Annotated in this window: 16 protein-coding genes and 1 tRNA gene; 1 reads left to right on the forward strand and 16 read right to left on the reverse strand. The window is 70.9% G+C overall.

Annotated elements, in window-relative coordinates; genetic code table 11:
• Window positions 1-24: 24 nt before the first annotated feature.
• The 16 genes from ACZ7OH_RS19930 to ACZ7OH_RS20005 all read right to left on the reverse strand — a co-directional run bounded on the left by ACZ7OH_RS19930 (window position 25) and on the right by ACZ7OH_RS20005 (window position 14,108).
• Window positions 25-101 (reverse strand) — tRNA-Arg (locus tag ACZ7OH_RS19930).
• A 258-nt stretch (window positions 102-359) separates the two neighbouring features.
• A complete protein-coding gene (locus tag ACZ7OH_RS19935; RefSeq protein WP_470282106.1) occupies window positions 360-1,226 on the reverse strand; it encodes an AAA family ATPase in 867 nt (288 codons plus the stop codon).
• A gap of 26 nt (window positions 1,227-1,252) precedes the next feature.
• Window positions 1,253-1,840, reverse strand: coding sequence for a nucleotidyltransferase family protein (locus ACZ7OH_RS19940; RefSeq protein ID WP_470282107.1), 588 nt, complete (start codon window positions 1,838-1,840; stop codon window positions 1,253-1,255).
• 198 nt (window positions 1,841-2,038) lie between these two features.
• On the reverse strand, window positions 2,039-2,869 hold the full coding sequence (locus ACZ7OH_RS19945; protein WP_470282108.1) for an IclR family transcriptional regulator domain-containing protein: 831 nt from the start codon (window positions 2,867-2,869) through the stop codon (window positions 2,039-2,041).
• 9 nt (window positions 2,870-2,878) lie between these two features.
• The gene (gene pcaC, locus ACZ7OH_RS19950) at window positions 2,879-3,280 is read right to left on the reverse strand and encodes a 4-carboxymuconolactone decarboxylase (RefSeq protein WP_470282109.1); all 402 of its coding nucleotides are present in this window, start codon (window positions 3,278-3,280) and stop codon (window positions 2,879-2,881) included.
• A complete protein-coding gene (pcaD, locus tag ACZ7OH_RS19955) occupies window positions 3,277-4,053 on the reverse strand; it encodes a 3-oxoadipate enol-lactonase (protein ID WP_470282110.1) in 777 nt (258 codons plus the stop codon). Before pcaD ends, pcaC begins: the two co-directional genes overlap by 4 nt.
• Before the next feature lie 14 nt (window positions 4,054-4,067).
• A complete protein-coding gene (gene pcaG, locus ACZ7OH_RS19960) occupies window positions 4,068-4,622 on the reverse strand; it encodes a protocatechuate 3,4-dioxygenase subunit alpha (RefSeq protein ID WP_470282111.1) in 555 nt (184 codons plus the stop codon).
• Window positions 4,619-5,356: a protocatechuate 3,4-dioxygenase subunit beta gene (gene pcaH, locus ACZ7OH_RS19965; RefSeq protein ID WP_470282112.1), complete on the reverse strand. Its 738-nt coding sequence runs from the start codon at window positions 5,354-5,356 to the stop codon at window positions 4,619-4,621. The genes pcaG and pcaH overlap by 4 nt, the downstream gene beginning before the upstream one ends.
• Window positions 5,357-5,368: 12 nt before the next feature.
• Window positions 5,369-6,550 (reverse strand): thiolase family protein, encoded by a 1,182-nt coding sequence (locus ACZ7OH_RS19970; RefSeq protein WP_470282113.1) that lies wholly within the window; start codon window positions 6,548-6,550, stop codon window positions 5,369-5,371.
• The gene (locus tag ACZ7OH_RS19975; RefSeq protein ID WP_470282252.1) at window positions 6,547-7,272 is read right to left on the reverse strand and encodes a CoA-transferase subunit beta; all 726 of its coding nucleotides are present in this window, start codon (window positions 7,270-7,272) and stop codon (window positions 6,547-6,549) included. Before ACZ7OH_RS19975 ends, ACZ7OH_RS19970 begins: the two co-directional genes overlap by 4 nt.
• Before the next feature lie 289 nt (window positions 7,273-7,561).
• Window positions 7,562-8,371, reverse strand: a complete 810-nt coding sequence (locus tag ACZ7OH_RS19980) for a CoA transferase subunit A (protein WP_470282114.1) — start codon at window positions 8,369-8,371, stop codon at window positions 7,562-7,564.
• A gap of 166 nt (window positions 8,372-8,537) precedes the next feature.
• Window positions 8,538-9,845: a glycoside hydrolase family 27 protein gene (locus ACZ7OH_RS19985; protein WP_470282115.1), complete on the reverse strand. Its 1,308-nt coding sequence runs from the start codon at window positions 9,843-9,845 to the stop codon at window positions 8,538-8,540.
• Window positions 9,846-9,869: 24 nt separating this feature from the next.
• On the reverse strand, window positions 9,870-10,703 hold the full coding sequence (locus ACZ7OH_RS19990) for a carbohydrate ABC transporter permease (protein WP_470282116.1): 834 nt from the start codon (window positions 10,701-10,703) through the stop codon (window positions 9,870-9,872).
• Window positions 10,703-11,659 (reverse strand): carbohydrate ABC transporter permease, encoded by a 957-nt coding sequence (locus ACZ7OH_RS19995; RefSeq protein WP_470282117.1) that lies wholly within the window; start codon window positions 11,657-11,659, stop codon window positions 10,703-10,705. Before ACZ7OH_RS19995 ends, ACZ7OH_RS19990 begins: the two co-directional genes overlap by 1 nt.
• On the reverse strand, window positions 11,656-12,918 hold the full coding sequence (locus ACZ7OH_RS20000; RefSeq protein ID WP_470282253.1) for an ABC transporter substrate-binding protein: 1,263 nt from the start codon (window positions 12,916-12,918) through the stop codon (window positions 11,656-11,658). The genes ACZ7OH_RS19995 and ACZ7OH_RS20000 overlap by 4 nt, the downstream gene beginning before the upstream one ends.
• 5 nt (window positions 12,919-12,923) lie before the next feature.
• Window positions 12,924-14,108 (reverse strand): ROK family protein, encoded by a 1,185-nt coding sequence (locus ACZ7OH_RS20005; protein WP_470282118.1) that lies wholly within the window; start codon window positions 14,106-14,108, stop codon window positions 12,924-12,926.
• 76 nt (window positions 14,109-14,184) lie between these two features.
• Between ACZ7OH_RS20005 and ACZ7OH_RS20010 the strand changes: the two genes are divergently transcribed.
• Window positions 14,185-16,263, forward strand: coding sequence for an alpha-galactosidase (locus tag ACZ7OH_RS20010; RefSeq protein WP_470282119.1), 2,079 nt, complete (start codon window positions 14,185-14,187; stop codon window positions 16,261-16,263).
• Window positions 16,264-16,457: the final 194 nt, after the last annotated feature.

A 16,457-nucleotide genomic window follows, 5' to 3' on the forward strand; every position in this document is an offset into this window, starting at 1 on the left:
AGCGTGGAAACGGGGGCTCGTTTTTGGCGTCCCGGCGAGGAGTCGAACCTCGGACCTCGGCGTTCGTAGCGCCGCGCTCTGTCCTGCTGAGCTACCGGGACGGGGCGGTCTGCGCGCACGTCCCTCCCCGGACGGGCGCAGACCGCGCTCTTCGCGGCGACCGACCCGAGGTAGCGAGGGGTGGGCGCGAAGAGCCTTCAGGAAGATTCAGCGAACGGCACGGGAGATCGTGCCGCAGCGGTGCGTTTGCCGGTTCACGATCTCCTCCTCTCGGCGGTGGTTCCCGCGGTGTTGGGAAAAGGATGCCGGAGCCCGGCGCACCGGGCAACGCATTTAATTCTTCCGTCCTTTGTGGACGCTCAGGCGAACAGCGCGTCGAGTTTCGCGCGGACGCGGTCGAGGTCTTCGCTGTACTTCAGGACGGCTCCGAGCGTCCGGGCCGCCGATGCCGCGTCCAGTTCGTCGCGGTGCAGCGCCAGCAGGGCGCGGGCCCAGTCGAGCGACTCCGCCACCCCCGGCGGCTTGAGCAGGTCCATCTCGCGGAGGCGGTGCACCGCCTCGGCGACCTGGAGGGCCAGGACCTCACCGATCTCGGGGATCCGCCGGCGCAGGATGATGACCTCCCGCGCCAGGTCGGGGTGTTCCAGCCAGTGGTAGAGGCAGCGGCGCTTGAGGGCGTCGTGCACTTCGCGCGTCCGGTTCGAGGTCAGCACCACCAGCGGCGGGTGTTCGGCGCGGACTTCGCCGTATTCGGGGATGGTGACGGCGTGCTCGTCGAGCAGCTGCAGGAGGAAGGCTTCGAACTCGTCGTCGGCGCGGTCGATCTCGTCCACGAGCAAGACGCACGGCGCGGTGAGGGCCTGCAGGAGCGGCCGGGCCAGCAGGAAGCGTTCGGTGTAGAGCGAGCGTTCGGCGGCCTCGACGTCGAGGTGCCCGTCGCCGGCGGCCTCGAGGGCGCGCAGGTGCAGGAGCTGGCGGGGGAAGTCCCATTCGTAGAGCGCCTGGGCGGCGTCGATGCCTTCGTGGCACTGGAGGCGGATGAGCGGGCGCTCCAGCGCGGTGGCCAGGGCGATGGCGAGCGAGGTCTTGCCGGTGCCGGGTTCGCCTTCGCAGAAGAGGGGGCGGCCCATCCGCAGGGCGAGGAACCCGGCGGTGGCGAGCCCGTCGTCGGCGAGGTACCCGGTCGCGTCCAGCGCGGCGGCGAGTTCTTCAGGCGAGTCGGTCACGTTGTCGATCGTAGGCGGCACGCTGGTCACCGGCCGGGCAGATCGGCCCGGCGGTCGACGTCCCGGCCGCTGCCGAGGTCCCCGCATTCGATGAGTGTCAGGTCGGAGCGGGTGGACAGCCAGTCCCGGGCACCGCGGTCGCCCTGGGCGGAGCCGGCGATTTCGGACCACCAGCGGCGGCCGAAGAGAACGGGATGGCCGGGAACGCCGTCGTAGGAGGCGCGGGCGACGGTTCCGGTGGTGGCGTTCGCGGCGACGCGGGTGAGGACGTCGGCGCCGACCCACGGCAGGTCGACGAGGTGCACGAGGGCGGCGACCGGGCCGGGTTCCGCGGAGAGTGCGGCGAGGCCGGCTTTGAGGGAGGCACCCATGCCGGTCTCCCAGCTTTCGGCGAAGACGGCTTGGCGCGGATCGGGCAGGAGGGCGCGTACTTGTTCGGCGGCGGCGCCGAGGACAACGCGGACGGGGTCGCAGCCGGCGACGGAGAGGGTGTCGAGGGCGCGGAGGACGAGGGGCCGCCCGTCGAGTTCGGCGAGGGCTTTGGGTCCCCCGAACCGCCGCCCGGCCCCGGCGGCTAGCAGCAGGCCAGCGACGGGTGGGGTGGCCGGAGTCATCGGCGCACCGGCTTCCTGGCGACGGGCTGGGTCATCGGCGCGCCGATCGCCTGGTGAGTACTCCCGGCCTCGCCCGGCGCGGTTAACGCCCGGTCGGCAGCCCCAGCCGCCGGACCGACCGGCGCACCCAATGCTTGCCCAGCGACCCCGGGCGCGGGTTCGGCCGCCGCCACCACCGGGCCGAATGCCCGGCCGTTGTCAGGCATGGGCCCGGCCTGGGGCGCCGATCGCCAAGTCGGCCTCGATCGCCCTCGCCGTCTCCAGCAAGGGGGGTACCAAGTCCCTCTCCACCGACTCCGCCGTTGTGCGGCTCGCGTGCGTTGACAGGTTCACCGCCGCCACCACCCGGCCGCGGCGGTCGTGGATCGGGGCCGCCACCGATCTGAGGCCTTCCTCCAGCTCCTGGTCGACCATTGCCCAGCCTTGTTCGGTCACCTTGGCCAGTTCCGCGCGGAGCACGTCGGGCACGGTGACCGTGCGATCCGTCAGCGGGTCGAACTTCGCCACCACGAAAAACGCTTCCAGCTCCGCCCGGCTCAGGCCGGCCAGCAGGACGTGCCCCATCGAGGTCGCGTACGCCGGGAAGCGGGTTCCCACGTTGATGCTCACCGTCATGATGCGGGAGACCGCCACCCGGGCCACGTAGACGATGTCCGTTCCCTCCAGGACCGACACCGAACTGGACTCGTGCACCCGCGCCGACAGCTGCTCCAGGTGCGGCTGCGCGACCTCCGGCAGCGTCATGCTCGACAGGTACGAATACCCCAGCTCCAGCACGCGGGCCGTGAGGGAGAAGTACTTGCCGTCGGTGCGGACGTACCCCAGGTCGGTCAGGGTCAGCAGGAACCGGCGGGCCGCGGCGCGGGTGAGGCCCGTCGACCGGGCCACGTCGCTCAAGGTCAGCTCCGGCGCCTCCGCGTGGAACGCCTTGATCACGGCCAGGCCGCGCTCCAGCGACTGCACGTGGTGGGCACCGCGTTGCGCCGGTTCGGTGTCGGCCTCGGCTTCGCCCTGCCTCCCCACGTCCATGACCGCACCCTATCCGGCGTCGGCGGGGCGGGCGGTCGGCTCGCCGAGCTCGGCCAGGGTGCGCTGCGCGATGGCGAACGCCGCGTTCGCCGCTGGGGCACCCGCGTAGACCGCCGTGTGCAGCAGGACCTCGCCGATCTCCGCCGCCGTCAGGCCGTTGCGGATCGCGGCCCGGACGTGCATCGCCAGCTCGTTGTGCGCCTGCAGCGCGGTCAGCGCCGCGAGCGTGACGCAGCTGCGCGTCCGGCGGTCCAGGCCGTCGCGGGCCCAGACCGAGCCCCACGCGCCTTCGGTGATGTAGTCCTGGAACGGCCGGCTGAACTCCGTCGTGCCCGCGACCGCGCGGTCGACGTGCTCGTCGCCGAGCACCTCGCGCCGCACCTTCATGCCCTGCTCGTGGCGGTCGGTCACGCTCGCTCCAAGTGGTCCAGGATCAGCCGGGTGAACTCTTCGGGCCGCTCGTAGCTGCCCAGGTGCGCCGCGTCCGCGACGACCTCCAGCCGCGCGCCGGGGATGCCCGCCGCGATCAGGTCGGCGTGCCCCTCCGGCGGGGTGGACGGGTCTTCGGCGCCCGCGATGACCAGGGTCGGTGCGGTGATCTTCGGCAGCGCGTCGAGCTGGTCCATCCGCTCGATCGCGCCGCAGCAGGCCGCGTAGCCCTCGGCCGGGACCCCGGCGATCATCGAACGCAGGAACGCGGCGCGGTCCGGGTGCCGCTGGGCGTACGCGGGGGTCAGCCAGCGGGCGACCCCGGCCTCGGCGACCGCGGCGGTGCCTTCGGCGCGGACTGTGCGGGCCCGGTCCGCCCACATCCGCGGCGGCCCCAGCTTCGCCGACGTGCAGCAGAGCACCAGGCTCGCGACCCGGTCGGGCGCGTGGGCGCCGAGCCACATGCCGGTCATCGCGCCCAGCGACAGGCCGACCAGGTGCGCCCGCGCGACCTCGAGCTCGTCGAGCAGCGCGAGGACGTCGTCACCCAGGTCGCCGATTTCGTACGGCCCGGGCGGCACCGGCGAGGCGCCGTGCCCGCGCGTGTCGTAGCGGACCACGCGGAAGCCGCGTTCGAGCAGCGGCACGACCTGCGGCTCCCACATCCGGACGTCGCTGCCCAGCGACCCGCCGAACACCACCACCGGCCCGTCCTCCGGGCCTTCCACGACCCGGTGCACCCGCACGGCGCCCACGTTCCCACCTCCGTTCATACGGCGAAGAACACCGTCTCGCCGTCACCCTGCAGCCGCACGTCGAAGCGGTAGCCGTCGTCGCTCTTCGCCGCGATCAGCGTGCCGCGCCGCTCCTCCGGCACCGTCGCCAGCACCGGGTCGGCGGAGTTGTCCTGGTCCTCGAAGTAAATCCGCGTGACGACCCGGTTGAGCAGGCCGCGGGCGAACACCGAGACGTCGATGTGGCGCGCCTGCGTGGTGCCGTGCTCGCCCGGCACCGGGCCCGGCAGCAGCGTGAGGATTCCGTACGTCCCATCGGTTTCGGTCGGGCAGCGGCCGAAACCGCGAAAGTCGCCGGCCGCCTCGCCGCGCGGGTCGTCGGGGTGGCGGAAGCCGCCGTCCGGGTCGGCCTGCCACGTCTCGATCATGGCGTCCGGGACCGGGTCGCCGTTGCCGTCCCGGACGGTGCCGCGGATCCAGAACGCGCCGGGCGTGCCTTCGGGCACCACGTGCGGACCGTCCGGCCAGGGCAGCCCGATCGAGAGGTACGGGCCGACGGTCTGCGACGGGGTGGGCAGCAGCTTGGTCATTCGTCCTCGTCCTCTTCCTCTTCGAACACCGACGCGTCCCGCCCGCGCAGCACGATGTCGAACTGGAACCCGAGCGCCCACTCGGACTGGGTGACCTCGTGGTCGTAGCGGGAGACCATGCGCTGCCGGGCCTTCTCGTCCGGGATCGAGTTGAAGATCGGGTCCTGGGAGAAGAGCGGGTCGTCCGGGAAGTACATCTGGGTGACCAGCCGCTGCGTGAACGCCGAGCCGAACACCGAGAAGTGGATGTGCGCGGGGCGCCAGGCGTTGTCGTGGTTCTTCCACGGGTACGCGCCGGGCTTGATGGTGGTGAAGGTGTAGCGGCCGTCCCTGTCGGTCAGGGTGCGCCCGACGCCGTCGAAGTTCGGGTCCAGCGGCGACGGCCAGCGGTCGCCGGTGTGGCGGTAGCGGCCGCCGGCGTTGGCCTGCCAGATCTCGATGAGCGAGTCGCGCACCGGACGGCCGTCGCCGTCGAGGAGCCGGCCGGTGACGATGATCCGCTGCCCTTGTGGCTCGCCCTCGTGCTGGCGGGTGAGGTCGTTGTCGTGCTCGCCGAGGCGGCCGGGGCCGAGCAGCGGGCCGGTGACCTCGGTCAGCATCTGCGGCAGCAGCAGGAGGTCCTGCTTCGGGTGCCGCAGCGCCGTCGAGCGGTAGCCGGTGAAGCCGAGGGGCGGGTGCGTGCCTTCGGGGTCCTGCCCGTAGCGCGGCAGCCTGAATTCGGTCGGAGTGGCCACGTTTTCTCTCCCTTACCGGCCTTCGAGGACGACGGCCAGGCCCTGGCCGACGCCGATGCAGATGGCGGCCAGTCCCCAGCCCCCGCCGCGGTGGTGCAGGTCGTGGGCCAGCGTGCCGAGGATCCGGCCACCGGACGCGCCGAGCGGGTGACCGATGGCGATCGCGCCGCCGTGGGTGTTGACGATCTCCGGGTCGAGCTTCTTCCAGTCGCGCAGGCAGGCCAGCGACTGCGCGGCGAAGGCTTCGTTGAGCTCCACCGCGGCCAGGTCGTCCCAGCCGATGCCGGCCCGTTCGAGGGCGATTTCGGCCGCGCGGACCGGGCCGATGCCGAAGACGTCCGGGTCGACACCCGCCGCGCCGCGGCCGGCGATCCGGGCCAGCGGCGCCTTGTTCAGGCGGTTCGCGGTTGCCTCGTCGCCGAGGAGGAGCGCCGAGGCGCCGTCGTTCAGCGGGGAGGCGTTGCCGGCCGTGACGGTGCCGTTCTCCTTGCGGAAGACGGGCTTCAGCTTGGCGAGCTTCTCGGGGCTGGAGTCCGGGCGGATGCCCTCGTCGCGGGCCAGGTCGACGCCCTCGACCGGGACGACCAGGTCGTCGTAGAAACCTTCGTCCCACGCCTTCGCGGCGTTGACGTGGCTGCGGGCGGCGAAGGCGTCCTGCTCGTCGCGGCCGATGCCGTAGCGCTCGGCGAGCAGTTCGGTGGACTCGCCGAGGGAGATCGTCCACTGCGCCGGCATCGCCGGGTTGACCATGCGCCAGCCGAGCGCGGTGTTGTAGAGGGTCTGGTTTCCGGCCGGGAACGCCTTCTCCGGCTTCGGCATGACGAGCGGCGAGCGGGTCATCGACTCGACGCCGCCGGCGACGACCAGCGACGCGTCGCCGACCTGGATCGCGCGGCTGGCCTGCATCACCGCGTCCAGGCCGGAGCCGCAGAGGCGGTTGACGGTGTTGCCCGGAACGCTCGTCGGCCAGCCGGCGAGGAGCGCGGCCATGCGGGCGACGTTGCGGTTGTCCTCGCCCGCGCCGTTCGCGTCGCCGAGAGTCACCTCGTCCACTGTGGACGGATCGAGGTCGTTGCGGGCTTGCAGTGCCTTGAGGACACCGGCGGCCAGGTCGTCCGGGCGGACGCCGGCCAGCGCGCCGCCGTACCGGCCGAACGGGGTGCGGATCGCGTCGAGGACGTAGACGTCGGTCATGCCTTCTCCAGGTCTCGGAGCACCGTCAGCTCCTGCTCGGTCGGGGCGGGGGTGACCTTCAGGTCGTCCGCGACCTTCAGTGTCCACCCCGTGGCCTTGATCGCCTGGTCGAGCTCCACACCCGGGTGGAGCTCGGTGAGGGTCAGCTCGGCGGTCTCCGGGTCGGGGCGCATCAGGCCGAGGTCGGTCACCACCAGGGTCGGGCCCTTGCCGGGGAGGCCGAGCTTCTCGCGGTCGCCCTTGCCCGTGCCGTGGCCGAAGGACGTCACGAAGTCGACCTTTTCGACGAAGGCGCGGGGGCTCTGGCGGAGGACGATGAAGACCTCGCCGCAGGAGGCCGCGATCTCGGGGGCGCCGCCCGCGCCGGGGAGGCGGACCTTCGGGTCGTGGTAGTCGGAGCCGATGACGGTGGTGTTGATGTTGCCGAACTTGTCGAGCTGGGCGGCGCCGAGGAAGCCGACGTCGATGCGGCCCGGTTGGAGCCAGTAGTTGAACACCTCGGGGACGCTGACGACGGCGTCGGCGGTGTCGGCCAGCTCGCCGTCGCCGATGGACAGCGGGAGGCGGGACGGCTTCGCGCCGAGGCAGCCGGATTCGTAGATGAGGGTGAGGTTCGGGGCGTGAGCGCGGCGGGCGAGGTTGGCCGCCTTGCTGGGGAGGCCGATGCCGACGAAGCAGGAGGTGCCGTCGGCGAGAGCGCGGGCGGCCGCGATGCTCATCATCTCGTCGGCGGTGTAGTCGGTGCTCACGCTGGGACCTCCGCGGAGTCGGGCACGGTGGGGCGGGCCGGGATGGGGCGGCGGGCCGCTCGGGTCAGCCGCTGGGTCGGGGCCTCCGAGACGGAACGCAAGCCGCTCGGGGTGGGCGCCGGGTCGCCGCCGACCACCGGCCGGACAGCCCGAAGATCGCTGGCCGCCGCATGGGCTCGGGGCGAGACCGGGTGGCTCGCGGCGGCGAAGGCCGGCTGGGCAACTCCGCGACGGCGGATCCGCCGAGCCGACAAGCTGCTGCTCATGCCTTCACCCCGGTCAGCTCGTTCAGCCACTTCGTGAACGCCTCGCGGTCGCGGCCGACCTCGTCCCATGCCTGGTACGCCGAGTTGTCGCGCTCGTAGTAGCCCGCCGCGTACGACGGCTTCGCGCCTCCTGGGACCTCGGCCACCGCCGTGACCACCCACGCCGGGAGGACGACCGCTCCTGGACGGGGCTCCAGCTCGTCGACGATCTCCTCGACCGTCACGATCGAGCGCTTCGCCGCCAGGACCGCTTCCTTCTGGACCCCCGTGATGCCCCACATCTGGACGTTGCCGGCGCGGTCCGCGCGCTGGGCGTGGACGATCGTCACGTCCGGGTTCAGCGCTGGGACGGCCGTGAGCCGCTCGCCGGTGAACGGGCACATGATCGGCTTGATCGTGTCCGTCTGGGCCGGGAGGTCCGTGCCCGTGTAGCCGCGCAGCACCGCGAACGGCAGGCCGGACGCGCCGGCCACGTACCGGTTCGCCATGCCCGCGTGGCTGTGCTCCTCGATCTCGAGCGGGACCGGCCAGTCGTGCTGGACCGCGTCGCGGAACCGGTGCAGCGAGCCGACCCCGGGGTTGCCACCCCACGAGAAGATCAGCTTGCTCGCGCAGCCCGCGCCGATCAGCTGGTCGTACACGATGTCCGGGGTCATCCGCACCAGCGTCAAGCCCCGCCGGCCCTGCCGGATGATCTCCTGCCCGGCCGCGACCGGGATGAGGTGCGTGAACCCTTCGAGCGCGACGGTGTCGCCGTCGTGCACCAGCCGGCCGACGGCCTCTTCCAGTGACAGCAGCTCCGCCATCCCACGCTCCGAATCCGTTCGCATCACGCACACTCGTTCTTCAACCGAACATAGCACGACGAGGCAGCACCGACCAGACGTCTTCCACCCAATGGATGACGCACACACGACGAAGGGGACTTTCCTCGCGCCAGCAAGCGAAGAAAGTCCCCTTCGTGCGAGGGACTCAGCCGATCCGGACCAGCCGGGAGCCGTGCGGAGGCACCGCGGCCGCCGTCCAGGAGCCTCGGAACCGCCCGAGGTCCTTGCGCGCCACGAGGTCACGCACCGGCCGCGCGCCCGGGACACCCAGGTCCACCGTGATGTCCGCGGGCGCGGAACCCAGGTTGTAGACCGCCGCGTACCACGTCCCGTCCGGCGCCTTCTTCTTCCAGACCTGCAGGTTCCCGCCGGTCACCCGCGTCGGATAGGAACCGGCGTGGTCGACCGCGATGACCTCGGGGTTCGTCAGGATCGACACCGCCGAAGCGTCCAGGAAGTAGATGTCTCCCCCGACGTACAACGGCGACGACGCCATCGACCAGAACGTCATCACGCTCTGCCGCTCGACGTCGGAGATCCCGTCCTGGATGCCCGATCCGGTGTTGTTGCTGATCGGCATCGAGTCCAGATCCGGCCGGTACTGCGGCCCGAACACGCCCAGCCAGTCCGGCAGGTCCGACCACCGCGCCTTGACCGAGCTGTCCCAAGTGGACACCGTCTCGCAGTAGCACTCGACGTCGGTGTCGACGCGCACGCCGTTCGCGTACGGGGCCAGCGAAGAACCGATGGACCGCGGCACCGGCCACGCGCTCGCCGTCAGCCACATCGGCCGCCGCGAGTGGTCGATCGCCGACGACCACGCCTTGATGTCGGCGACGTTGTCCGCGGTCGTCCCGTCGACCTTGACGAAGTCGACGCCCCAGGACGCGAAGCGCGCCACGGTCGAGTCGTAGTACTTCTGGGCGCACGGGTTCGTGAAGTCGACCTTCCAGTTGCCGCCCCAGCCGTTCGACGGCGTCAGCGGCCGGTACGCGATGTCCTGAGCGCGGCACGACGTCCCGAGGATCGGCGCGTTCTTGTCGTAGACCTCCTTCTCGAGCCCGGTCACCGCGTACAGGCCCAGCTTCAGCCCGAGGGAGTGCACGTAGGAAGCCAATGTCGCGATCCCGGAGGGGAACCGCGTCGGATCGGGGTCGGGGATGCCGTTGACGTCGGTGTGGAAGACCCAGGACTGCGAAGCGTTCCAGCCCGAGTCGATGTTGACGTAGGTGTAACCGGCCGACTTGAGCTTCGAAGCCATCGCCGAAGCCGCGTCGCGGACGTGCGACTCGTTAAGCCACGAAGTGCCGTAACCCGCACGGGTCGACGACTCGAGGCTCCAGCTGCTCCAGCCCATGAACGGCTTCACGAACGGAGTCCGCGCGTCGGCCGCAGGAACGACCAGCGAGAAAAGCCCGAGCACAGCGAGGAAAACGGAAAGGAGGCGCTTCACTGAACACTCCTCGATAGGGGGGACCTACTCCTTGAGCCCGCTCGCCGCGATCCCGCGGACGATGAACCGCTGGGCGACCAGGAACATCGCGACCAGCGGCGCGATGGTGACCAAAGCACCGGCGAACAACGCCGGCAGGTTGACCGACTGGGCGGTCAGGAACGTCGAAAGGGCGATCTGCGCGGTCCACGACGACGGGTCCTGCCCGATCACCAGCGGCCACAGAAACGCGTTCCAGCTTTCGATGAACATCAGCGCGCCGAGCGACGCGATCATGCTTCCGGAGTTCGGCAGGACGAGCCGCCGGTAGACGCCGAGGTAGCCGAGCCCGTCGAGCCGCCCGGCCTCCTCGATCTCCGCCGGGAACCGCAGGTAGAAGTTGCGGAACAGGATCACGGTGAACGCGCTGAACAGGTTCGGCGCGATGATGCCCCACTCGGTGTTGACCCCACCCATCGAACCGACGACGACGAACGTCGGCACGAACGTCACCGACTGCGGGATCATCAGCGTGACCAGCACGTACGTGAACACCGCACGCCGTCCCGGGACGTTGATCCGGGCCAGCGCGTACCCCGCCATCGAACCGAACAGCGTGCCGACCGGGGCCGTGACGATCGCGACCAGGAACGAGTTCCACAACGCGTGCGCCATCGGCACCGACGCGTCGGCGAACAGGTCGCCGAAGTTGACCCAGGAGAGCGGGTCCGGCAGCCACGACCAGTCCGGCGAGCTGACCTGCCGGCGCGTCATCAGCGCGTTGCGCACCATGATGTAGAACGGCAGCAGGAAGACCAGCGAGAGCACGGATGCCAGGACGTACTTCGGGGCTTTCCGGTACACCGGGAGGACGGCCATCAGTCCTTCTTCCCGAAGCCGACGAACCGGCCCTGCAGCAGCGTGATCACGACGATGAGCACGGTCAGCAGGAACGCGCCCGCCGAGCCGACGCCGTAGTTCTGGTCGCCGAGCGCGGAGTCGTACAGGTAGACGAGCGGCGGCTTCACCGGCGCGGTCGCCGTGCCGGAAAGCCCGGTGCCGAACAGGTTGTAGAACTCGTCGAACGCCTGGAACGCGGCGATCAGGATCAGCAGCAGCACCGCCACCGACGTGTTCCGCAGCTGCGGCAGCGTGATGTAGCGGAAGGCCTGCCACTTCGTCGTGCCGTCCAGCTCACCGGCCTCGTACAGCGTCGGCGAGATCGCCTGCAGCCCGGCCAGAAAGAGGATCATGTACAGCCCGACCTGCAGCCACAGCCGCAGCGTCACGACCGCGACCCAGTACACCGGCGGGCTCGTCGTCGACAGCCACGGCACCGGGTCGGCGCCGAACAGGCCGCCGAGGACGTTCGCGACGCCGGACGGCAGGCCGTTGAACAGCGCCATCTTCCACACCAGCGCCGCGACGACGTACGACACCGCCGCCGGGATGAGGAACACCGTCCGGAAGAACGCCTTGCCGCGCTTGATGCTGTTGATCAGCACCGCGAGACCGAGCGAAGCCACGAAGGTGATCGGCACGATGAAGATCGTGAAGACCGCGATGGTCGACAACGACGTCAGGAAGGCGTCGTCGCCGAGCAGGAACGCGTAGTTGTCGAAGCCGATCCAGTGCCCGATCGTGATCGTGCCGCGGGCGTCGTTGAAGCTGAGTAGGAAGCTCCACGCGATCGCGACGTACTTGAACAGCCCCAGCCCGATCACCACGGGCCCGGTCAGCACGGCGAACGCGCCGATCGCCCGCCAGTCCCTCCGGCGGCGACGCTTCTTCGCCACCGCCGGAGAGGCCGCGGGAGCCTCCATCAAGGCCGTCATGCCAGCTGCTTGTCGACTTCGGCCTGCGCCTTCTTCGCCGCGTCGGCGAGCTCGGCGGCCAGGTCGGCCTGCCCGTTCGCGATCTTCGTCGCGGCCTGCAGGAACAGCGTCGCCGACGCCTTGTTCCACAGCCCCGAGTACGACTTGCCACTCTGCTGCGAGATCGTCACGGCGTCCTTCGCGGGACCGCTGGAGAACTCGGTCGTCCCCGCCGCGACCTCCTTGCGGGCCGGGATGTGGAAGCCGTACTTGACGCACCAGTCCTTCTGCAGGTCGGCGTTCTTGACCCACAGCCAGTCGATGAACTTCTTGGCGGCGTCCAAGTTGGCCGACTTCGCGTTCGCCAGCTGGTACCAGCCGCCGACGCGGGCGACCTGCTTGCCGGCATCACCGAACTTCGGCCACGCGACGACGCCGAAGTCGTCGCCCAGGGCCTTCTTGATGTCCGGGAGGGACCACAGGCCGCCCCACTGCATCGCGGTGGCGCTGTTGGCGAACGCGCCCGGGTCGGACCAGTCCGTCGGGTAGCCCTGCAGCAGGCCGCCGGTGTCGTGCAGCTGCTTGAGGCCGCCGATCGCGGCGATCGCCTCGGGTGACGCGAACGCGACCTTCTTACCGCTCGAGTCGAAGAAGTCGCCGCCGGACGACCAGAGCAGGAGCGTCGCCGCCTCGCCGACGCCGTCGGTGCCGACGTACAGGCCCTTCTGCTTGCCGGTGTTCAGCTTCCGCGTCGCCTCGAGCAGCTCGGCGAACGTCTGCGGCGGCTGGACGCCCGCCGCCTGCAGCACGCTCTTGCGGTAGTACAGCATCATGACGTCGTCGATCATCTTGACGCCGTAGACCTTGCCGTCGACGGTCACCGTGTCCAGCGCGGCTTGGCTGAAGTCGCCCTTGACCGGGTCGACGATGTCGTCGAGCGGCGCGAGCAGGCCGTTCTTGACGTTCTGGTAGCGGAAGTCACCCAGCTCGAACAGATCCGGCGCCTGCGCGGTGAGCATCGCCGAGTTCAGCTTGGTCTCGTAGTCGCCGGCGATCCAGCTGACGTTGATCGCGATGTCCGGGTTGGCCTTGGTGAACTCCTGCGCGTACCGCTGGACGGCTTGCTGCGTCCCGGATTCGCCGTACGCGTGGTACCACTGCTGCAGCGTGACCTTCGCGCCCGAAGCGGCGTTCTTGTTCAGCGGGTCCGAGGTGCAACCCGCGAGAGCCGCTCCCCCCGCGAAGAGAACGGAACCGACCAGGAAGCTTCGACGATTCATGGGGCTCACGAGGTGTCTCCTTGGACGCTGTCGAACACGAAAAGGCTCTGGACGGCGACGGCGGCGGCGCCCCGTGCCCACTCCTCGAACGGCAGCGGCCGGATGACCAGGCCACACCGGGCGGCGCTGCCGAACGCCTGGACCGCGAAGGTCCGGCGGATCTGCTCCTCGAACAGGTCGTAGGTGGCGACGCCCTCGCCGGACACCACCACCCGTTCCGGGCCGAACAGGTTGACCAGCGCGGCCAGCCCCAGCCCGATCGCGTGGCCGGCGGCGGCGAAGACCTCACGCAGCGGCTCGTCGCCGCCGCGAGCACGCGTCACGGCGTCGTCCATCGACAGCCCGGGTTCGCCGGTGACCTGCCGGGCGCGCGTCAGGATCGCTTCGGTGGACGCGATCGCCTCGACGCAGCCGCGCCCGCCGCAGTGGCACGCCGGCCCGCCGTCGGCGACCGGGACGTGCCCGATCTCCCCGGCGACGCCATGAGCGCCGCGGACCAGGTCACCGTTCACGACCAGCGCACTGCCGATGCCCGTCCCCACTGTGACCAGCGCGAACGACGACGCCCCGACCCCCTCCCCGAACCACTGCTCGGCGACGGCGAGGGCCTTGACGTCGTTTTCGAGGGTCACGGTCAGCCCGGTGGCCTCCTCGAGGAGTTCGGCCAAGGGGACGTCCCGCCAGCCGAGGAACGGGGAGTACCGGACGACGCCGGACGCCCGGTCGACGTCGCCGGACACCGCGACACCCAGGCAGTAGGCACGCTCGCGAAGCTCGCCGGACAACAACTCCCCGGCGAGATCGGCCAGCGCGCGGACGACGTGGTCGACGTCGTGACCGGTCAACGCGTGGTGGGCGCTGGCCCGGACGTCGGCGCGCAGGTCGGTGACCACGCCGATGAGGTCGTCGCCGGTGATCTTGACGCCGACGAAGTACTCGCGGTCCGGGCGGATCGCGAGTGGGTTGGCGGGGCGGCCGGCGCCCGGCGTGGTGCGGCCTTCGGAGGCGAGTTCTTCGAGGTAACCGGCTTCGATGAACGGCCGGGCGGCCTTGGTGACCGCGGCCGAGGACAGACCGGTGCGCCGGGCGACGTCGACGCGGGAAACCGGCCCTTCGGTCAGGACCGTGGTGAACACGGTCGCCGCCGCGGGACTGGTGATCGGCGCCCTTGCCGGTGCACTGCGAGGCATGGCCGGAAGGGTAGACAGGATTAATTAACTTCGTCAAGAATTTATTTTTTGCCTGGTCATGCCTACGCTCGGGATCATGTCGCTCGTCGAACACGACCCCGCGCACCGGCTCTGGCTGCTGCGCACCCCCGGCAGCTCGTACGCCTTCCGGCTCGACGCGGACGACCGGCCGCGGCACGTCCACTGGGGCCCGCCGCTCACGTTGGCCCAGGCCACGCAGGTCGCCGCGCGCCGCAACCCGGCCGACAGCAGCTTCGACGAGCCGGGCGACGAACGGCAGGAACTGCCCGCGGAAGGCGGCGCCTTCTTCGGCGTCGCCGCGCTGGCCGTGCGGTACGAGGACGGGACGTCCGCGCTCGAGTGGCGCTACGACGGGCACACCAGCACCGAGGACTCCCTGGTCGTGCGGCTCGTGGACCGGCACTACCCCCTGCAGCTCTCGCTGCACTACCGCGTCCGCGGCGACGTCGTCGAACGCTGGGTCTCCCTGCGCTCCGAAGAGCCGGTTTCCTTGCTGCGCACGGATTCCGCGTCCTGGACGCTCCCCCGGCGCACCGGGGCGCGGCTGACCCGGACGTCGGGAGCGTGGAGCGCCGAGTACGGCGTGCTGCGCGAAGCCGTGCCGGTCGGCGAAACCACGCTCACCAGCCGCCGCGGCGTGTCCAGCCACCAGGTCAACCCCTGGGTGATGCTCGACGCGGGCGACGCGACCGAGACGGCCGGCGAGGTGTGGTCGACCGCGCTCGCGTGGAGCGGGAGCTGGCGGATCACCGTCGAGCACACGCACACCGGCCGCGTCACGTGGACCGGCGGGTTCGGCCACGAACACGTCGGCTGGTCGCTCCGGCCCGGGGAAACCTGGGAGACGCCGGTGTTCGCCGGGCTCTACGCGGCCGACGGCTTCGGCGGCACCAGCCGTCGCTGGCACGCCTACGTCCGCGAGTTCGTCCAGCCGCACCCGGAGGAGCTGCGGCCGATCGTCTACAACTCGTGGGAGGCGACCGGCTGGGACGTCGACGAGCGGACCGAAACCTCGCTCGCCGAGGCCGCCGCGAAGCTCGGCGCGGAACTGTTCGTCATGGACGACGGCTGGTTCGGCGCCCGCACCGGCGACACCGCCGGGCTCGGCGACTGGACCCCCAACGAGCAGCGCTTCCCCGCGGGCTTGCGGCCCTTGGTCGACGCCGTCCACGCGCACGGGATGAAGTTCGGGCTGTGGGTCGAGCCGGAGATGGTCAACCCGGACAGCGATCTCTACCGCGCGCACCCGGACTGGGTGCTGCACATGGCGAACCGCGAACGCACGACGCTGCGCAACCAGCTCGTGCTGAACTTCGCGCGCCCGGACGTCGCGGACTGGGCGCACAAGTGGCTCGACCGGCTCGTCGGCGAGCACGGCATCGACTACCTCAAGTGGGACATGAACCGCGCGTTCACCGAAGCCGGCTGGCCGGGCGGCGACGCCGGGCGCGTGTGGGTGGACCACGTCCGCGCGGTGCACGCCATCCTGGACCGGCTGCGCGCCGACCACCCGGCGTTGCGCATCCAGGGCTGCGCGGGCGGCGGCGGGCGCACCGACCTCGGGATCCTCGCGCGCACCGACGAGATCTGGGCGTCCGACAACACCGACGCCGCCGACCGGATCACCATCCAGCACGGCTACGGCCAGATCTACCCCGCGGGCACGATGTCGGCGTGGGTCACCGACAGCCCGAACCCGACCACCGGCCGCGAGGCGCCGCTGAGCTTCCGCTTCCACGTCGCGATGGCGGGGGTGCTCGGTCTAGGCGGCGACCTGCCTCGCTGGTCCGCCGCCGAACTCGCGGAAGCGGCGGAACTCGTGGCGCTGTACAAGGAGATCCGGCCGGTCGTGCAGCACGGCGAGCTGTACCGGCTGGCGGACCCGGCGACGTCGGCGCTGACCGCGGTCCAGTACGTCCTGGGCGGCGACGTGGTCGTGTTCTTCTGGCGGCGTCCGACGGAGTTCGCGCGGCCGGTGACACCGCCGCGGCTGGCGGGACTGGAGCCGTCCGCGCGGTACCGCGACTCCGGCGGCGCCGTGCACGACGGCGCGGTGCTGCTGAGCCACGGCCTCGACGTCGACCTGCCGGGAAGCGGTTACGCGAGCGCGGTCGTGCGGCTGACCAGGGTCTGATTACCCACGCCGATCGGCGTGACCGGGGCGGGATCGATTGACTTTTCACGCACCGCGACACGCAGCCGCTGCCGGTGAGCACGTGCAAGGCGAAGTTCACCGCGGGCGGCGTCGACCAGCTGGAAACGCTGTCACGGCGACGGCACCGAAGATCGCGGCATCGCTGCGGACGATCAAGGAGCGCTCGCCGCGGG

The sequence above is a fragment of the Amycolatopsis sp. NPDC114478 genome (assembly GCF_055633805.1).

What these genes read in the sequence shown, in the direction of transcription:
- ACZ7OH_RS19940 (WP_470282107.1), bottom strand. Translation starts at nt 1,840, where the DNA reads ATGACTCCGGCCACCCCACCCGTCGCTGGCCTGCTGCTAGCCGCCGGG.
- ACZ7OH_RS19945 (WP_470282108.1), bottom strand. Translation starts at nt 2,869, where the DNA reads ATGGACGTGGGGAGGCAGGGCGAAGCCGAGGCCGACACCGAACCGGCG.
- pcaG (WP_470282111.1), bottom strand. Translation starts at nt 4,622, where the DNA reads ATGACCAAGCTGCTGCCCACCCCGTCGCAGACCGTCGGCCCGTACCTC.
- ACZ7OH_RS19970 (WP_470282113.1), bottom strand. Translation starts at nt 6,550, where the DNA reads ATGACCGACGTCTACGTCCTCGACGCGATCCGCACCCCGTTCGGCCGG.
- ACZ7OH_RS19975 (WP_470282252.1), bottom strand. Translation starts at nt 7,272, where the DNA reads ATGATGAGCATCGCGGCCGCCCGCGCTCTCGCCGACGGCACCTCCTGC.
- ACZ7OH_RS19980 (WP_470282114.1), bottom strand. Translation starts at nt 8,371, where the DNA reads ATGGCGGAGCTGCTGTCACTGGAAGAGGCCGTCGGCCGGCTGGTGCAC.
- ACZ7OH_RS19990 (WP_470282116.1), bottom strand. Translation starts at nt 10,703, where the DNA reads ATGGCCGTCCTCCCGGTGTACCGGAAAGCCCCGAAGTACGTCCTGGCA.
- ACZ7OH_RS19995 (WP_470282117.1), bottom strand. Translation starts at nt 11,659, where the DNA reads ATGACGGCCTTGATGGAGGCTCCCGCGGCCTCTCCGGCGGTGGCGAAG.
- ACZ7OH_RS20000 (WP_470282253.1), bottom strand. Translation starts at nt 12,918, where the DNA reads ATGAATCGTCGAAGCTTCCTGGTCGGTTCCGTTCTCTTCGCGGGGGGA.
- ACZ7OH_RS20005 (WP_470282118.1), bottom strand. Translation starts at nt 14,108, where the DNA reads ATGCCTCGCAGTGCACCGGCAAGGGCGCCGATCACCAGTCCCGCGGCG.
- ACZ7OH_RS20010 (WP_470282119.1), top strand. Translation starts at nt 14,185, where the DNA reads ATGTCGCTCGTCGAACACGACCCCGCGCACCGGCTCTGGCTGCTGCGC.